This window comes from Jiulongibacter sp. NS-SX5 (genome assembly GCF_052828545.1).
In genome coordinates this window covers 847,625-862,410 of sequence record NZ_CM128248.1, presented here as the reverse complement: position 1 = coordinate 862,410, position 14,786 = coordinate 847,625, and the positions used below count along the sequence as shown (strand labels likewise).

The 14,786-nt window shown below is 39.3% G+C and carries 11 protein-coding genes and 1 tRNA gene; 9 read left to right on the top strand and 3 right to left on the bottom strand.

Annotated features, from left to right (window positions below):
* Position 1: 1 nt before the first annotated feature.
* Entirely contained in the window at positions 2 to 715 is a 714-nt protein-coding gene (locus tag ACUXV0_RS03870) for a class I SAM-dependent methyltransferase (RefSeq protein WP_446191748.1), read from the bottom strand.
* Between the two features lie 190 nt (positions 716 to 905).
* Here ACUXV0_RS03870 and ACUXV0_RS03865 point away from each other — a divergent pair, with 190 nt between their 5' ends.
* Positions 906 to 1,913 carry a Gfo/Idh/MocA family oxidoreductase gene (locus tag ACUXV0_RS03865; protein WP_446191747.1) on the top strand — a complete coding sequence of 336 codons (1,008 nt, stop codon included), beginning with the start codon at positions 906 to 908 and terminating at the stop codon, positions 1,911 to 1,913.
* Here the strand turns inward: ACUXV0_RS03865 and ACUXV0_RS03860 are convergent.
* On the bottom strand, positions 1,910 to 3,010 hold the full coding sequence (locus tag ACUXV0_RS03860; protein WP_446191746.1) for a DUF3089 domain-containing protein: 1,101 nt from the start codon (positions 3,008 to 3,010) through the stop codon (positions 1,910 to 1,912). The genes ACUXV0_RS03865 and ACUXV0_RS03860 overlap by 4 nt on opposite strands.
* A gap of 69 nt (positions 3,011 to 3,079) precedes the next feature.
* The gene (locus tag ACUXV0_RS03855) at positions 3,080 to 3,985 is read right to left on the bottom strand and encodes a nucleotidyltransferase family protein (protein WP_446191745.1); all 906 of its coding nucleotides are present in this window, start codon (positions 3,983 to 3,985) and stop codon (positions 3,080 to 3,082) included.
* Between the two features lie 125 nt (positions 3,986 to 4,110).
* On the opposite strand from ACUXV0_RS03855, the gene ACUXV0_RS03850 reads away from it, so the two are divergent.
* The 8 genes from ACUXV0_RS03850 to ACUXV0_RS03815 all read left to right on the top strand — a co-directional run bounded on the left by ACUXV0_RS03850 (position 4,111) and on the right by ACUXV0_RS03815 (position 14,727).
* Positions 4,111 to 5,766, top strand: coding sequence for a hypothetical protein (locus ACUXV0_RS03850; RefSeq protein ID WP_446191744.1), 1,656 nt, complete (start codon positions 4,111 to 4,113; stop codon positions 5,764 to 5,766).
* Positions 5,767 to 5,803: 37 nt separating this feature from the next.
* Positions 5,804 to 7,777 (top strand): plastocyanin/azurin family copper-binding protein, encoded by a 1,974-nt coding sequence (locus tag ACUXV0_RS03845; RefSeq protein ID WP_446191743.1) that lies wholly within the window; start codon positions 5,804 to 5,806, stop codon positions 7,775 to 7,777.
* A 74-nt stretch (positions 7,778 to 7,851) separates the two neighbouring features.
* Positions 7,852 to 8,469: an ABC transporter ATP-binding protein gene (locus ACUXV0_RS03840; RefSeq protein ID WP_446191742.1), complete on the top strand. Its 618-nt coding sequence runs from the start codon at positions 7,852 to 7,854 to the stop codon at positions 8,467 to 8,469.
* A 2-nt stretch (positions 8,470 to 8,471) separates the two neighbouring features.
* Entirely contained in the window at positions 8,472 to 9,557 is a 1,086-nt protein-coding gene (locus ACUXV0_RS03835; RefSeq protein WP_446191741.1) for a hypothetical protein, read from the top strand.
* A complete protein-coding gene (locus tag ACUXV0_RS03830; protein ID WP_446191740.1) occupies positions 9,554 to 10,924 on the top strand; it encodes a TlpA family protein disulfide reductase in 1,371 nt (456 codons plus the stop codon). The genes ACUXV0_RS03835 and ACUXV0_RS03830 overlap by 4 nt, the downstream gene beginning before the upstream one ends.
* A gap of 12 nt (positions 10,925 to 10,936) precedes the next feature.
* The gene (locus tag ACUXV0_RS03825; RefSeq protein WP_446191739.1) at positions 10,937 to 11,392 is read left to right on the top strand and encodes a C40 family peptidase; all 456 of its coding nucleotides are present in this window, start codon (positions 10,937 to 10,939) and stop codon (positions 11,390 to 11,392) included.
* Between the two features lie 42 nt (positions 11,393 to 11,434).
* The gene (locus tag ACUXV0_RS03820) at positions 11,435 to 14,560 is read left to right on the top strand and encodes a tolB protein precursor (protein ID WP_446191738.1); all 3,126 of its coding nucleotides are present in this window, start codon (positions 11,435 to 11,437) and stop codon (positions 14,558 to 14,560) included.
* 93 nt (positions 14,561 to 14,653) lie between these two features.
* Positions 14,654 to 14,727 (top strand) — tRNA-Ala (locus tag ACUXV0_RS03815).
* The last annotated feature ends 59 nt before the right edge of the window (positions 14,728 to 14,786 follow it).

The window sequence follows — 14,786 nt, the reverse complement described above, 5'->3', positions numbered from 1 at the left end:
TTTACTGCATTCTCTTGAAAAGAGAATAGACATACTCCCTCGTATTTTTACTAGGCATAGTGAAAGTATAGTCAAAGGCTTCAATAAGTTCAAAGTCTTCACCTATTCTTTCCTTAATCATTTCAGCGTTGTATCTAAAAACCGGTAATCCGCTACAGGAGGTAGCTCCTTCCAGATTAAAAGCTGCAATAATGACAAATCCACCTGGTTTGACTACATTTCTAATGAGGTCGAAATAGTTCTTTTGTTCTTTACGGTCATGGAAAAAATGTAGTACTGCTCTGTCGTGCCAAAGATCTATTTCTTTTATTTTTTGAAGTTCTCTGGCGTTTGTCAAATCATCTTCAATCCAATGTAAGTTAGAAGCTTTTTCTCCTAATCTGTTCTTCAATAATTCTATCGCTGTTGAACTAAGATCATTAATAATGATATTCTGAAAACCTTTTTTTAGCAATTCGTCTACCAAGGTAGTAGCCCCAGCTCCTGCATTGAAAATTCTTGCATTTGATTTTAAGCCTGTTTTCTCAATTAACTGAAGTGATGGCGTAGGATTTTCTTCATACCAACCCAGTTGTTCTAAGGCTTTTGTTTCATAACTTTTATTCCAATGGTCTTTTAAAGCTTGAATTTCTATTTGCTTTGGCTCAGAAGAGCCACAGCAAGAGTTCTTTGAAATACTCTCACAAGAAGAGTCCTCCTTAAGTTTTGATTTCATCTTTCTCAATTTTTAAACTCGATATTCCTGCATATAAGTAGTTCAATAGGGCTCATCCAAACTAACGACTAATATTATTTTAACCGATTGTTCTATTCTCGTATACAAAATTCAAAGTCTTCTTTGAGAATACTTGTGACTTCAATCACACAGAATAACTTTGTTCAGAATTCAACCTTTAAGATTAATTATGATCACTGTAGGACTCGTAGGGTACGGACTTTCAGGTCGCTGGTTACAGGCACCATTTTTCTCCATCAATCCAAATTTCAAGTTGAAGAACATCGTGACTTCAAGAGAAATTGAGCAAGATATATTTCCAGGGACACAGAGAGCTTCATCAATTGATGAATTAATAGCAGATGATGAAATAGATTTAATTTCAATCTGTACTCCCTCCAGTACTCATTTTGATTATGCCAAGAGATCTTTAGAGGCGGGCAAGCATGTCTTAGTTGAGAAACCCATGACAGCTACGTATGAAGAAGCTCTGGAACTCATAAAAATCAGTAAAAAGGCAGAGAAAACGCTTATGGTGTATCAAAACAGGCGTTTTGATAGCGATTTTATGACTGTACAAAGAGTGATTCAGTCTGGCGTTTTGGGTGATATTCATACATATGAAGCCAGATGGCATCGTTATAATCCTATATTGAATCCAAAACCTTGGAAAGAAGTAGTGGCACCTGCCAATGGAATCATTTATGATTTGGGTGCTCACCTAATAGATCAGGCCATATATCTTTTCGGTAATCCATCATCTGTTACTGGCGAAGTTTTTACTCAAAGAGAGGGAAGTTCTATTGATGATGCATTCAATATGAACATGGACTATGGGAAAGTTAAAGTTAAACTAAGCTCAAGCCTTATGGTGAAGGATTTTGAACCTAGATATTCAATTCATGGTACAAAAGGATCCTTTATCAAATATGGACTTGATCAGCAAGAGGATCATTTAAAAGCCGGCTATTTGCCAGGAATGCAAGGTTTTGGAATAGAGCCAACTGAGTTTGATGGTAAACTAACTACCAATCTGGCTGGAATGGAAATGAAAGCCACTATCACAACTTTTCAGGGTAATTGGATGTATCTGTTCAATAATCTGGCCGATGTAATTCTTAATAAAGCTGAAGCCATCATCAAACCAGAGGAAGTAGCAGAGCAAATACGCGTAATTGAAGAAGTGAAGAAGGCTTAAGGATTCTCAGAAAGAAAGGCTGTAGCCCGTTCTTTGTAGTTCTTTCTGATGTCCATATGGAAAAGGGGCATATCCTGAGCATGATAATTACCTTCATCAAGTTTGTTTCCTAATTGAAGATCATCGACCAAAAGAACCCCTAGTTCGCACTTGGCTGAGGTGAACTTTGGTTTAGGGGCCTCTAAATCGGAGATTGGAGTTTCTGAGGGCTTGTCTTTGCCAAAAAGTTTGATATCCATTTCATCTTTTAAAGGCACGTATCCTTGATGCTGATCTTTATCTGCTAATTCTCCGTTCATCTTCCATGTTAAGGGATTGACACAGACTACACCTTCATTTTCTAACTCTTCGGCTGGTTTTATTCCACTAGCGAATGAATTGTAGTTGATGACACACCCAGTCTCGGTTGGCGAATTGCAAACCTTAATGTCATTCATAGAATTTACCCAGTCGTAGGTTATTTCTGTTGTGCCCAGCAGATAAGCTGCCACAAACTGTTCGCTTAAGGGTTTATTATTGACAAAATCATCAATAAGAAGTTTACCATGATAGCTGCCTTGGCTATGGCCGGTTAGAATAAATGGGCGACCATTATTTTCGTTTTCTATGTAGTACTCAAATGCAGCTTTGACATCTGAATAGGCTAAAGCCAAGGCCTTACTTTCATTCTCGCCTTCCATGTTTACAAAGGTGGCAATTACGGCTTGTCGGTATAGGGGAGCAAATAAACGTGCTTCATTAAAGATACTTGCCAGGTTTGCCATCATTATGTCAGTGTTACGGTAGGTTCCCGTTTCTGAATTGATGTTCTCGTTCCAGGTTGTTCCTTTAAAATAACCTGTGGGGTGAATGAAAAAGACGTCAATTTGACTGGCAAGACTATCATCTTTGGCTATTCCTGCAGGCATCATCTCAGCGTAACCAGGATTTTCGGGATAAACACCCCAGCTTTCTATTGAACTGTAGTCAGGTGCCGGTGGGGGAGTCACTTCCGAAAAGTCTTTCGAAGGCGTCAAAAGATTGACAATAATTTTTTGACAAGAGAGTAAAAGACTACCGCATAATAAAATGACAAAAAGTCTAGCTATGGATTTCATGAAAATGTTCAGTTATGGTTCAAAAAAAAACTCTATAAAAATAGAGGTTTTCAAAAGGCTTTAACAAGTCTATTCCCATAGCTTGTTGGGATATTTTCCTTCAGATACCAATTTTTGGATAGAGGCCTGTACATCCGGTTTGTCTTCAGGGTAGGTTACACCGAACCAATCTGAGGCAGTATCGAATACTTTACATTTACCAACCCCTTCGTTCATCATATTGCTCATGACCGTAGGGATGTAGAATTCTGCTTTTGGAGCATCGAAATTCTTTTCAGCATAATCAGAAAAGTAGGCCTTCGTCTTTTCAAATACAGAAGGCATAAAGCCCCAGAAATTCATAGAAACAGGAGTATTTTCTCCCAATTCTATTGGTTCTCCTTCATCAAGAAATACGATTTTGCCTTCATCATTTCTAAGAATTTTAGTTCTTTCTACTACAGAAGTCAAAAAGTCACCACTATCTCTCTCACATACACCCCTTGAAACAGTTCCATTTTCTGAAAGTGTATTCTTTACATGATAGCCGATCATGGCATGTACCGATTCATCTTCATTTCCAGATAGGAATTCGGCCATGGTTTGAAAAGCCTCCTGACCGTAAAAATCATCAGCATTAATTACTGCAAAAGGAGTTTCTGTTTGCTCCCATGCACAAAGCATAGCATGACCTGTTCCCCATGGTTTTGCTCTTTCTGCCGTTCCTAAAGATTCAGGAACATAACTTTGAAAACCCTGAATGGCATAATCGTAATCTATCTTTCCCTTTAGTTTAGGACCGAAAACTCGTTCAAAGTCTTCTTTGAGTTCTTCTCTGATAATAAAGACCACTTTACCGAATCCTGCTCTTATGGCATCAAATAAAGAGTAATCGATAATGGTTTCGCCATTCGGACCAAAACTATCAAGTTGTTTGATTCCGCCGTATCTACTACCCATACCGGCAGCAAGTATTAATAATGTGGGTTTTGTCATTGAATAGTTTAATTCTTTTGGCCACAAAAATAGAAATCTATCTTGGTTTCATGTGATGTAAGCGTAAATTTGGCGATGAATAACAAGTGTTATTTTGACACTCAATTAACAAAGACCCATTGATTATGTTAAGAAAAGCATTGGCTACGCTGCTATTACTTCAGCCATTACTTCTGTGGTCTCAGGATTTTCCATTAAACCCGCTTTCAATTACTGAACTTGAAAGTACTGAAGGTAAATGGAAAAGCATAGGAGACCTTACGATTCACCCGATTTCGGACGAAATAAAAACTGAGAAAGGTAAAACGGTATTATTTGCAAATGAGGCCGGACAATTGACTTCAAAAGTGAGTTACGGTGATTTTAAGCTTGAATTTGAAATGATGCAATCGGCCAAAACAAGAGCAAATCTTGTTTTGGGTAATGCAATAAAATTAAATTTAAATGCTACCTCTACGGGCAATAAACCCTATATAGGTACTGTAAACAATACCGGACAAGCCCTTCAAAATGTTTGTGCAGCCCCCGGGCTTTGGCAAAAAGTAGAGTTGACATATGTAGCTCCCAAGGCCGGAAAACCCGCAATTCTGGAAAGACTTAGAGTAAACGGTGTTACACTTCATGAAAATGTTTTTGACTGGAGTGTTAATGGAGAAGAGGCTCCTTTGAAATTCAACCTGGAAAAAGGTGCTTTAGCGATTAGAAACCTGGCTATATCTGGTTATGGAGATGAAAAGCCTGTTGCTTTGAGCAATATCAAATACTCGCTGGAGGAAACGGAAAACTTTAGAAAAATCGAGAGAGCAGACAAGGCTGCTCCTAAAACAGGGGAATTACCTGAATTAACTTTCAGAGTGCAGAATGATTTCAGTCAATACTTAATATCACTTACAGGAGATTTAGAAGTGGCTGAAGAAGGTGATTATGCTTTTACTTTAGAGTATCAAGGTATTGCTACATTCAAAATTGATGGAAAAGATGTTGCAGGTTTTCAGGACTTCAATTACAGGGTTCCTAGTAGCGGACTTGTGCATTTGACTAAAGGTACACATAGTTTTGAGTACAATTATACAAAAGCCTGGTGGCCATCTGGTCTGGGACTCTTCGTCTCGGGGCCTACTTTCAGACCCTATGCACTTCATTCTGTGAGTTCTTTGCCAGATATCCAGAAAACAGGAGGCATTTTTGTAGAACCAAACATTTCTAAAGCCAAGCTGATCAGGTCTTTCATGGACTTTGAAGATGAAAAAAGAACTGAAGTGATCACAGTGGGTTCCGGCTTAAACAGACACTATTCTTATGATTTGGAGAACGGGAGTCTTCTATATATTTGGAAAGGCGATTTCGCCGATGTTACTGAAATGTGGTATGAAAGGGGAGAGCCACAAATCATAGAACCATTAGGTCAGACTGTACAGCTGGATGGTAAATCGGCGTTTTCTTTGCATGGTCAAAAAGAATCAGTTCAGCTGGATGAGTACTACACGGACAAAGCCGGTATTCCTACTTTCAATCATTCTATCAATGGCTCGCTGGTGTCTCAAAAGTTCATTCCTACCAAATCAGGTCTTACTGTAGAAGTAGGTTCAGAAACGGACGAAGCGTCATATAAAGTTGCTTCCGGAAAGGACATCAGAATTCTTGGCAATGGTCTTTATCAGCTTGATGGTTACTACGTTCAACTCCCGGAAGACATTAAAGTGTCTGAAAAACAGGAAGGGGATGAAACTCAGCTTTGGGCTAATGCCAACGAACTACAATCTTTTGAAATTATTTGGTAAGGTTTCCTTTAGGAACCTCACAAAACGATATATAGAAATGAAGAATTTTAAAATACTTTATGTACTGCTTTCTTTTGTAGTATTTCAGACTGCACAAGCTCAAGCACTCACAGAGGATGATTACTATCAGATCGTCACCATTCCAACACCTGAAGGTGTAGAATTAGAAGTAGGCGGACTTACCCTAATGCCAGATGGCAGTGTGGCCATTTGTACAAGAAGAGGAGAAGTATGGAAAGTCTCAAATCCTTACATGTTTGGTGGTGGCAAAGCCATTTTTACTCAAATAGCTGAAGGTTTACACGAACCACTAGGCCTCAATTTCATTGACGGAAAACTTTGGGCTACGCAGCGTGGTGAAGTGACTATACTCAATGATGATAATAAAGATGGACAGATAGATCGGTTTGAAAGATTCTATAACTGGCCTCTCTCGGGTAACTATCACCAGTACTCTTATGGGCCAGAGATCACTCAGGATGGCAAAATGTTATTCACCCTAAATCTCGACTGGATTGGACATGGTGCTTCTCAGACCAAATGGAGAGGTTGGATGTTTACGCTTGATAAAGATGGAAATATGGAACCCTGGGCCACAGGTCTGAGGTCTCCTGCCGGTTATATGGTGAATGACGCAGGTGATATCTTTTATGCCGAAAACCAGGGTGACTGGGTAGGCTCGGGTAGGGTTACGCATCTTGAAAAAGGTGATTTTGCCGGAAACCCCGCTGGTTTAAAGTGGGCAGATGACCCGAAGTCGCCCGTAAAGCTGAGAACAGAGGATATTCCAGATACTGGTGAACCAATGTATGAAGTAGCACAGCGTGTAGAAGGCTTAAAACCTCCTGCTGTATGGTTTCCGCATACTTTGATGGGAATTTCTACATCCGATATGGTTCAGGATCTTAGCGGCGGAAAATTCGGACCTTTCTCAGGTCAATATTTTGTAGGTGACCAAGGACACTCCAAAATCATGAGAATGACGCTTGAAAAAGTCAATGGAGTATACCAAGGAGCTTGTTTTCCGTTTAGAGAAGGTTTTATGTCCGGTATTTTGAGAATGGAATGGGGAGTGGACCAGTCAATGTTTGTTGGTCAAACCAGCCGTGGATGGGCAGCTACCGGAAGATCTAAGTTCGGTCTTCAGCGTTTGGTTTGGAGTGGCAAAACTCCTTTTGAAATCAAGGAAATAAGATCGGCTGCCGATGGCTTCATTTTGGAGTTTACGCAGGAAATTTCAGAAGAAGAAGCTTACAAACCTTCGAACTACGATATCCAAAGCTTCACTTATAAGTACCACCATACTTATGGTAGCCCTATTATTAATCAGCGTGAAGTCAAGATCAAAGGAATTGAGCTACTGGAAGATGGTAAAACAGTTCACCTGGCGGTAGATAGTATGCGACTTGGTTATATTTTCGGGATAACCGCAGAAGGTATTGTGAATACGAATGGTCAAAGCCTTTTGCATAATCAAGGGTTCTTTACTCTGAACCAAATCAATGAAGAAGTAGAGCCACTTAACCTTGATTATTATGCTGTCATGGAAGAAGAACATGATCACTCGGCGATGGAGATGCCTACAACTGATATAGTTTCGGCAAAGAGATTGAATGAAATGCCGGAATCATGGGGTGGTGAAGTAGATGAAACAATTATCATAGGTACGGTACCGGGACTTAAGTTTGACACCAAATTAATTCAAGCGGAAGCCGGTAGCAGAGTGAAAATCGTTTTTAATAATAATGACGACATGCTTCACAATCTACTCATCGTAAATCCTGGAACAGTAGAAAAAGTAGGGCAGGCCGCCCTTAATATGGGTTTGAAAGGTCCAAATCTTGGTTATGTTCCTGAGATGGATGATGTACTGTTTCACAGTGGAATTCTACAGCCTGAAAGCTCGGAGACATTTTATTTCAGGGCTCCGGCCAAAAAGGGAGATTATCACTTTGTGTGTACATTCCCGGGACACTACACCGTCATGAATGGAATTTTCAGAGTGAAATAAGCCAGTCAAATAGGGATTTACCCTCTGGTAATAAACCTCAGGTATTAGTTCAGGCCTTTTTATAGCTTGGACTCATGCTTGAGGTTTTTTCGCTTCAAAAGTCTTATCAAAGTCAATTAATATTGGAAGTGCCTTCCCTTGAGATTCCCAAGGGAGTTTCTTGGTTTCAAGGTGTAAACGGCTCTGGAAAATCTACTTTTTTCAAGGCTGTGGCCGGCCTCATTCCTTTTGAAGGTCAAATTATCTGGAATGGAATTGATCAATTAAAGGAGCCTGTAGAATACCGAAGAAAAGTCAATTACTGCCAGGCTGAGTCACAATACCCACCATTTCTGACAGCAAAAGAACTGATTGATTACCACAAAGAGGTTTATCAAACCTCGCATAATGATGCCGAAGAATTGGTAAATCTATTTGAGGTCAACAAGTTTATCAACCAGCAGATTGGAACTTTCAGCAGTGGTATGATTAAAAAGCTAAGTCTGGTTCTGGCAATGATAGGTGAGCCTGAACTTTTACTACTCGATGAGCCATTGACCACTATTGATGTAGCCTCTCAGAACACTTTATTGAAGTTTTTAGCCGATTTGGGAACAAGTGTTTTCATTGCCTCGCATCATGAACTACCTTCCGATCTATTAAAAATAGACCATCATTATAAAGTAGAACATCAAAGAATAACCAGAGTTTAATAATGCTCATAAAGACCATCATTAGAGAGTATTATCGTGAAAATGTAGGTTTCTACCTTTTCATAGTCCTTTTTTTCTTTGGATTTATGAAGTCATCTGATCATCTCCAATTGATCAATGTTTTGATTTCAAAACCAATCTTTCTTTTTGCTGTCGCCCTGTTTTGGTTAGTGCATGTCTTGAAAACGTCTTATTACTTTCATCAAAAGTTGCAAGACCCAGCTTTTGGCTTTTTACAGACATACAGATTGCATGCTTTAGATGTAAAGAAATGGAAAGGCCTTCTGATCGCTCAGGTGGGCTTTAATCTACCTTTTCTTTTGTACGCCATCGCGATGATGGCCATTGCTCTGCAGCAGTCCAATTTTTATGCTCTTGTTATACTTCTTCTTGTCAATTGTCTCCTGATTATACTTCCTTCGATCTATTTGAATCGGAGACTGATGAATTTCATTACGGAAAAATCAAAATCTATCCATTTCGATTTTATGCCTGGCTGGCCGCAGTTCTATTTTACAAGACATTTGATGCAGAGCAAATGGCTATTGCTAATTAGCTCAAAATTATACACTTGTTTTCTTTTGGTAGGTGGGGCAAGACTTTTCCTGACCGATGATTATGATTTCCGATTGCTTGGGCTATCGACTTTTTTGGCATTGATCGGTCTATTTGCTCTAGCGAAAGAGAAAGTTGCCTTTGAAGAACAAAAGCTAAACTTCAGAAGAGGCTTCCCGAAAGGTATAGGTCGAAAGTTCATAGGCATATTAAAAGAGTCCTTTCTATTTTTAATTCCCGAGATTATATTGACAGCTTATAATTGGTGGTTCTATGTCTCTTTATTTCATTTAGTTGGTGCATTGATTCTCTTAATAGCTGCCCTTACACTTTGGAACACCTTTTATTATTCCTCTTATGCTTACAGCAAAGAGAGCTCTAAAGGCATTTTTGCCGTAGATGTAATCGTATTCTTATTTATCATGTTCAAGGTTCCATTGATCATTTTGGCATTTTCATTTTTCGCTTTGTCCTGGTTTATCCTTAAAAAGAATTATTATAAATTCGAACTTTCACAATTGATCCCTAAATGAGGCTACTGTTTGTCCTATTTATTCTTCTGAGCACAAATCTTCAAGGACAAGATACTTTTAAATTGAGTGGGACAATTGAAAATGCGACTGTAGATCAGGTCACTATTACTTTATATAGAAACTGGGTTCAGCCTCCTGAAGAGTTTGTCTTAAAGCTCAATAATCAGGGTCAATTCTATTTCAATACGCTTATTTCGGAGATCGCCTACCTGGATTTTAATAATGGATTAGACGGTTTACTTTTTCAGGTCATTGAGCCAAATGACGAGATCAATTTGGATTTTGATGCCGGCAAATTTCATGAAAGTTTGAAGCCTTCTGGAGAAGGAGCTGAAAAATGGAATTATTCGATTCAGAGCGAATTGAATTTTGCTGACTTCGGAGATATTTACTTCTCAGATCTCCTCAAAAATCAGCCTCATAAATACCTGAACTTTGTTCGGGAAATGGAAGAGGCAGAACTAGCTTTTCTTGAAAAGCATAGAGAGAAATTAAGCGAAAGTGCTTTTCGTGTCTTTAGAGCAGACATTTCGGGAAAATACAATAGTCGTCGACTAGATTTTTATGTGAAAAGTGATCAAAATGATCTATTTGATCGTTTCGAGACAAAAGCCATTGCGGGTGAGATGCAGTCATCTTCTTTTGAATATGGTCATTTTATAGAGCGATTGGCCTTGGCTCAAAGACGTCAGCTGAAGACCATAAGTGTCATAGATCCTTACCAGGATTATTATTATTTCAAATACTGTTTTGAGAAAGCATTGATAACAAAACCTGTAACAGAGCGGCTGCTTGGTACGCAACTGGTAAACATTTTGAGAGGAACAGGTGTCAGTCGTGAAACAAAAGCGGTATTTAGAGATTTCTTTGAATTTAATGACCAGGAGAGCTTTGAGAATTATTTGACCGCTCAGCTAGAACTTCAGGAAATTAAAGAAACAGGAGGCAAAGCCCCGGATTTCAGACTCACCAATACCTCAAATAAGGAATTTAGTCTAAAAGATTTCAAGGGAAATTTCGTTCTAATGGTGTTTTGGGCTTCCTGGTGTCAACCCTGTATGGATGACCTTGAATATTTACCTTTAATTGAAAACTATTTTAAAAGGAAAGCCGGTTTGAAAGTGGTGAATATTGCCATTGACACTCCAGAGGCATTTGCTGAAGTAGCTTCAAAGGGTTCATACGGTAATTATGGTTCAAGGATTAGCCCTAATTCAAAATTTTTAAGAGAATATGGTATCCAAACCATGCCTTATTACGTCTTATTAGATAAACAAGGACATTGGGTAACCGATGACCTGATGCCGCCTTCTATGGATGAAGGTAGAGGTATCATCAAACAATTAGAATCTGAGATTCTAAAATAAACGTGCTTTTACATGAGAATAATTTTAGTGGCAGGGATACTCCTGGCCTCAATACCGCTTCGTGCACAGGTGGCGTATTCGCCCCGAGTTTTTGTGAAAGAATGCAAAAAATACTTGGGAGCACCTTACAAACTTGGCGGTAATGATAAGAATGGGATTGATTGTTCTGGTTTGATATGCAACGCTTTCAGGGAATTTGACATTCAAGTACCCAGGGTTTCTCATCAGCAGGCCACTACTTTTCGTAACTTGAAAAAGCTCCGAAAAGCCAGAAAAGGAGATTTAGTGTATTTTAGTACCTCTGGTAAAGCAATTAATCATACCGGAGTGATAGTGAAGAAAAAGGGCAAAAGGAAAATACTTTTTATACATGCATCTACCTCTGGTGGAGTGAGAATAGATGATTTGGCTTCCAATTATTGGCAGAAAAGATTTGTGCAGGTAACACGCCCTATTGAGTTTAGATAAATATGCCTGAAACGGCAAACCATATACCTAGTGAATAAACAGATGAAAAGAATATCAATAGCTCTGATCGCTTTATTGGGTTGCAGCTCACATGTATTGTTGGCTCAATCACAGTACTTTGGTCAGAATAAACCCCGCTATAAGAAATTCGATTTTGAAGTACTTCAAAGTCCACATTACGAACTCTATCATTATTTCGATGATCGAGCAATTGCCGATGATATTCTGATCAATTCAGAGCATTGGTATAAACTGCATCAGGAAGTGTTTAAGCTGGCTTTTATTAAGCCCAATCCCTTAATTATTTACAAAAATCATCCTGATTTTCAGGAAACTACGGCCATTGGCGGCACTATAAGTGAAGGTACAGGTGGTGTTACCGAAGGTCTCAGAACACGTGTGGTGATGCCTGTCATGTACACGCACAGACAAACAGATCATGTTTTGGGCCATGAATTAGTACATGCTTTTCAGTATCAAACCATGACTTATGGTTCAGATTCTACCAGCTTGGCTAACATTCAAAACCTTCCGCTCTTCATGGTTGAGGGTCTGGCAGAATACATGTCAATTGGAAGAGAAGATTCTCATACAGCCATGTGGATGAGAGACGCCGTGGAGAGCGGAGATATCCCAACAATTGAAGATTTAGTCACCAAACAATACAAGTATTTCCCATATCGCTGGGGGCAGGCTTTTTGGTCATACACTACAGCTACATATGGAGACGATATAATTCGACCATTATTCAAAGAAACGGCCATTTATGGTATTGAAGCTGCCTTTAAACGCATCTTCAAAATGGATATCAATCTGTTTTCAGCCAATTTTAAGAAGGCCTTGATTGATTATTACAAACCATTTAAAGAAGGAAAAGAAACGGAAATCAGAGGAGCTGTTATTGCCTCAAAAGATGATGGTGGTGAAATGAACCTATCACCTACAATAAGCCCAGATGGTCAATACATCGCCTATATTTCATCTAGAAATGTGCTTTCAATAGATATTTATATTGCTGAGGCCGCTACTGGAAAGGTAATTAAAAGAATTCCAAGTAGTTCATTTGCAGGGCATGTGGATTCCTATAGTTTTATTGAAACCGCAGGCACATGGTCTCCCGATAGTAAGCACTTGGCTATAGTGGTACAGTCAAAAGGAAAGAACAAGCTGAGTATTATCAATACTGCCAATGGCAATAAGAAAATTTACAGTCTAAAAGGAGTTGATTCTTTTACAAACCCTACCTGGTCTCCAGATGGAAACTCTATTGTGGTATCAGGGCTAATGGAGGGACATTCTGACCTTTATAGCTTTAATATCAAGACGAAGGATGTTAAAAATCTTACCAACGACGAATACTCGGATATTCAACCTTCCTGGAGCCCAGATGGCCGATTTATCTATTTTGTTTCTGATAGGGGTGATGAAGTCACTCGTTTAGAAAAAGCAAATCTGTCTATCAGCAGATTGGAGGTTCAAACAGGGAAAGTAGAGTCGCTTGATATATTTAAAGGAGCAGATAACTTCAATCCGGTGGTAGATCCCTCTGGAAACCAGCTCATCTTTTTGTCTGACCGGGATGGCTATCGCAATATGTATGAGTATGATATGCTTTCTGGTGAGGTTCGTCAACTGACCAATTATTACACTGGGGTTAGTGGGATCACAATGTTTTCGCCAGCCATAAGTATGGCTAGCAAAACAGGAGATGTAGCTTATTCTTACTTCCTTAATGGAGAATACACCGTTGTTAAAGCAAATGATGCAGATTTCTTACATGAACCAGTTGAGAATTCGGTATTGAAACTTGCTGGGGTTCTTCCTCCTCCTCAGATTTTGGAAGGAAGAAATTTGGTACAGACTAACCTTGAAAAACAGGGTTTGGTGACAAGAACTCGTTCTTCAGTTTTCAATGAAAAGCCATATCATGGTAAGTTCAAATTAGATTATTTGGCAAATTCTGGCTTGGGCGTTTCTACCTCGAGATTCGGAACCGGCCTTGGAGGCGGTATCACAGGGCTTTTCAGTGATATGCTGAATAATAATCAGCTGGGAGGAACACTGGCACTCAATGGAGAAATACAGGATTTCGGAGGACAGTTTTATTATTTGAATCAGACGAGACCTTTGCAGTTTGGAGCTTCATTATCTCATATTCCTTATCAGTTTTTTGGCGGTACAGAGTTTGACATTCTGGATACACTAAACTATGCCGGTGGAGTAGGGCAATACGACGCTTTGATCAAACAGCGAATCAACCGACTATTTATTGATGAAGCTTCAGTATTTGCTTTTAGACCATTTTCAAAATCGAAAAGACTTGAGGCAGGTACCTCTATGAGTTTCTATAATTTCTCTGTTAGAGAATATCCTGAATACGCGAGAATCACCATGGATGACTTCGGCTATCTGTACGATTACTTCTCTTTTGGTCAAGATAGACCACAGAGACTTGACCCTTCTGATTTTGGACTTGAGCCTTTCAGGCTAAACCATGTTTATGGGGCTTTTGTAGGTGATAATGCCACTTTTGGCACAGTAGCTCCACTTAATGGATATAGATATCGTTTTCAGGTAGGGCAGTATTTTGGAACTACCTCTTATACCGATGTACTTCTGGATGCTCGAAAATATCAATTTGTCAAGCCTTTCACCATCGCCGGGCGTGTCTTGTATAACGGACGTTTAAATCCGGAAAATCTTGATTTTCTGAATCAGATCAATCCTTTATATCTAGGCTTCCCATGGTACATGCATGGATTTTATGGTCAGGCGTTCAATAAGCAGCAGGCCAATGGAGATATCACACAGCAGGCTTTAATGGGTGAGCAATTGGCAGTTGCCAATTTTGAGGTTAGGTTGCCATTTACTGGTCCTGAGCAGATTGCACTTATTCCTTTCCAATACCTACCAAGTGATTTGAATTTTTATGTAGATGCCGGTATGGTTTGGTCAAGAGAACGTCAAATAGGGGAGACTTATGGTTTGACAAGTTTTGGAAATACTTTGATAGATTTCACGGTAGACCCTATCATTACCACCGGTTTAAGCTTGCGAATCAATGTGCTGGGTTATTTAATTCTGGAACCTTATTTCGCAGTGCCATTCTATAATGGTGGAAAGAAGCCTGTAGTTACCGGAATGAATTTTATGATTCCTGGTTGGTAGTATTGCAAATATCAAAAGCGTTCTGCTATATTTGCAGCCGCTATGGGGGATTAGCTCACCCGATTTCTATCGGGAGGCTAGAGCTCAAAACTAGGGGGATTAGCTCAGTTGGCTAGAGCGTTTGACTGGCAGTCAAAAGGTCGCAGGTTCGATTCCTGTATCCTCCACTTATTTTAAATATCTTATAGTAAGGTGTTTAGGTGATAACAAGGCCGGTGTGATTAGA

What these genes read in the sequence shown, in the direction of transcription:
- ACUXV0_RS03870 (WP_446191748.1), bottom strand. Translation starts at nt 715, where the DNA reads ATGAAATCAAAACTTAAGGAGGACTCTTCTTGTGAGAGTATTTCAAAG.
- ACUXV0_RS03865 (WP_446191747.1), top strand. Translation starts at nt 906, where the DNA reads ATGATCACTGTAGGACTCGTAGGGTACGGACTTTCAGGTCGCTGGTTA.
- ACUXV0_RS03860 (WP_446191746.1), bottom strand. Translation starts at nt 3,010, where the DNA reads ATGAAATCCATAGCTAGACTTTTTGTCATTTTATTATGCGGTAGTCTT.
- ACUXV0_RS03855 (WP_446191745.1), bottom strand. Translation starts at nt 3,985, where the DNA reads ATGACAAAACCCACATTATTAATACTTGCTGCCGGTATGGGTAGTAGA.
- ACUXV0_RS03850 (WP_446191744.1), top strand. Translation starts at nt 4,111, where the DNA reads ATGTTAAGAAAAGCATTGGCTACGCTGCTATTACTTCAGCCATTACTT.
- ACUXV0_RS03845 (WP_446191743.1), top strand. Translation starts at nt 5,804, where the DNA reads ATGAAGAATTTTAAAATACTTTATGTACTGCTTTCTTTTGTAGTATTT.
- ACUXV0_RS03840 (WP_446191742.1), top strand. Translation starts at nt 7,852, where the DNA reads ATGCTTGAGGTTTTTTCGCTTCAAAAGTCTTATCAAAGTCAATTAATA.
- ACUXV0_RS03835 (WP_446191741.1), top strand. Translation starts at nt 8,472, where the DNA reads ATGCTCATAAAGACCATCATTAGAGAGTATTATCGTGAAAATGTAGGT.
- ACUXV0_RS03830 (WP_446191740.1), top strand. Translation starts at nt 9,554, where the DNA reads ATGAGGCTACTGTTTGTCCTATTTATTCTTCTGAGCACAAATCTTCAA.
- ACUXV0_RS03825 (WP_446191739.1), top strand. Translation starts at nt 10,937, where the DNA reads ATGAGAATAATTTTAGTGGCAGGGATACTCCTGGCCTCAATACCGCTT.
- ACUXV0_RS03820 (WP_446191738.1), top strand. Translation starts at nt 11,435, where the DNA reads ATGAAAAGAATATCAATAGCTCTGATCGCTTTATTGGGTTGCAGCTCA.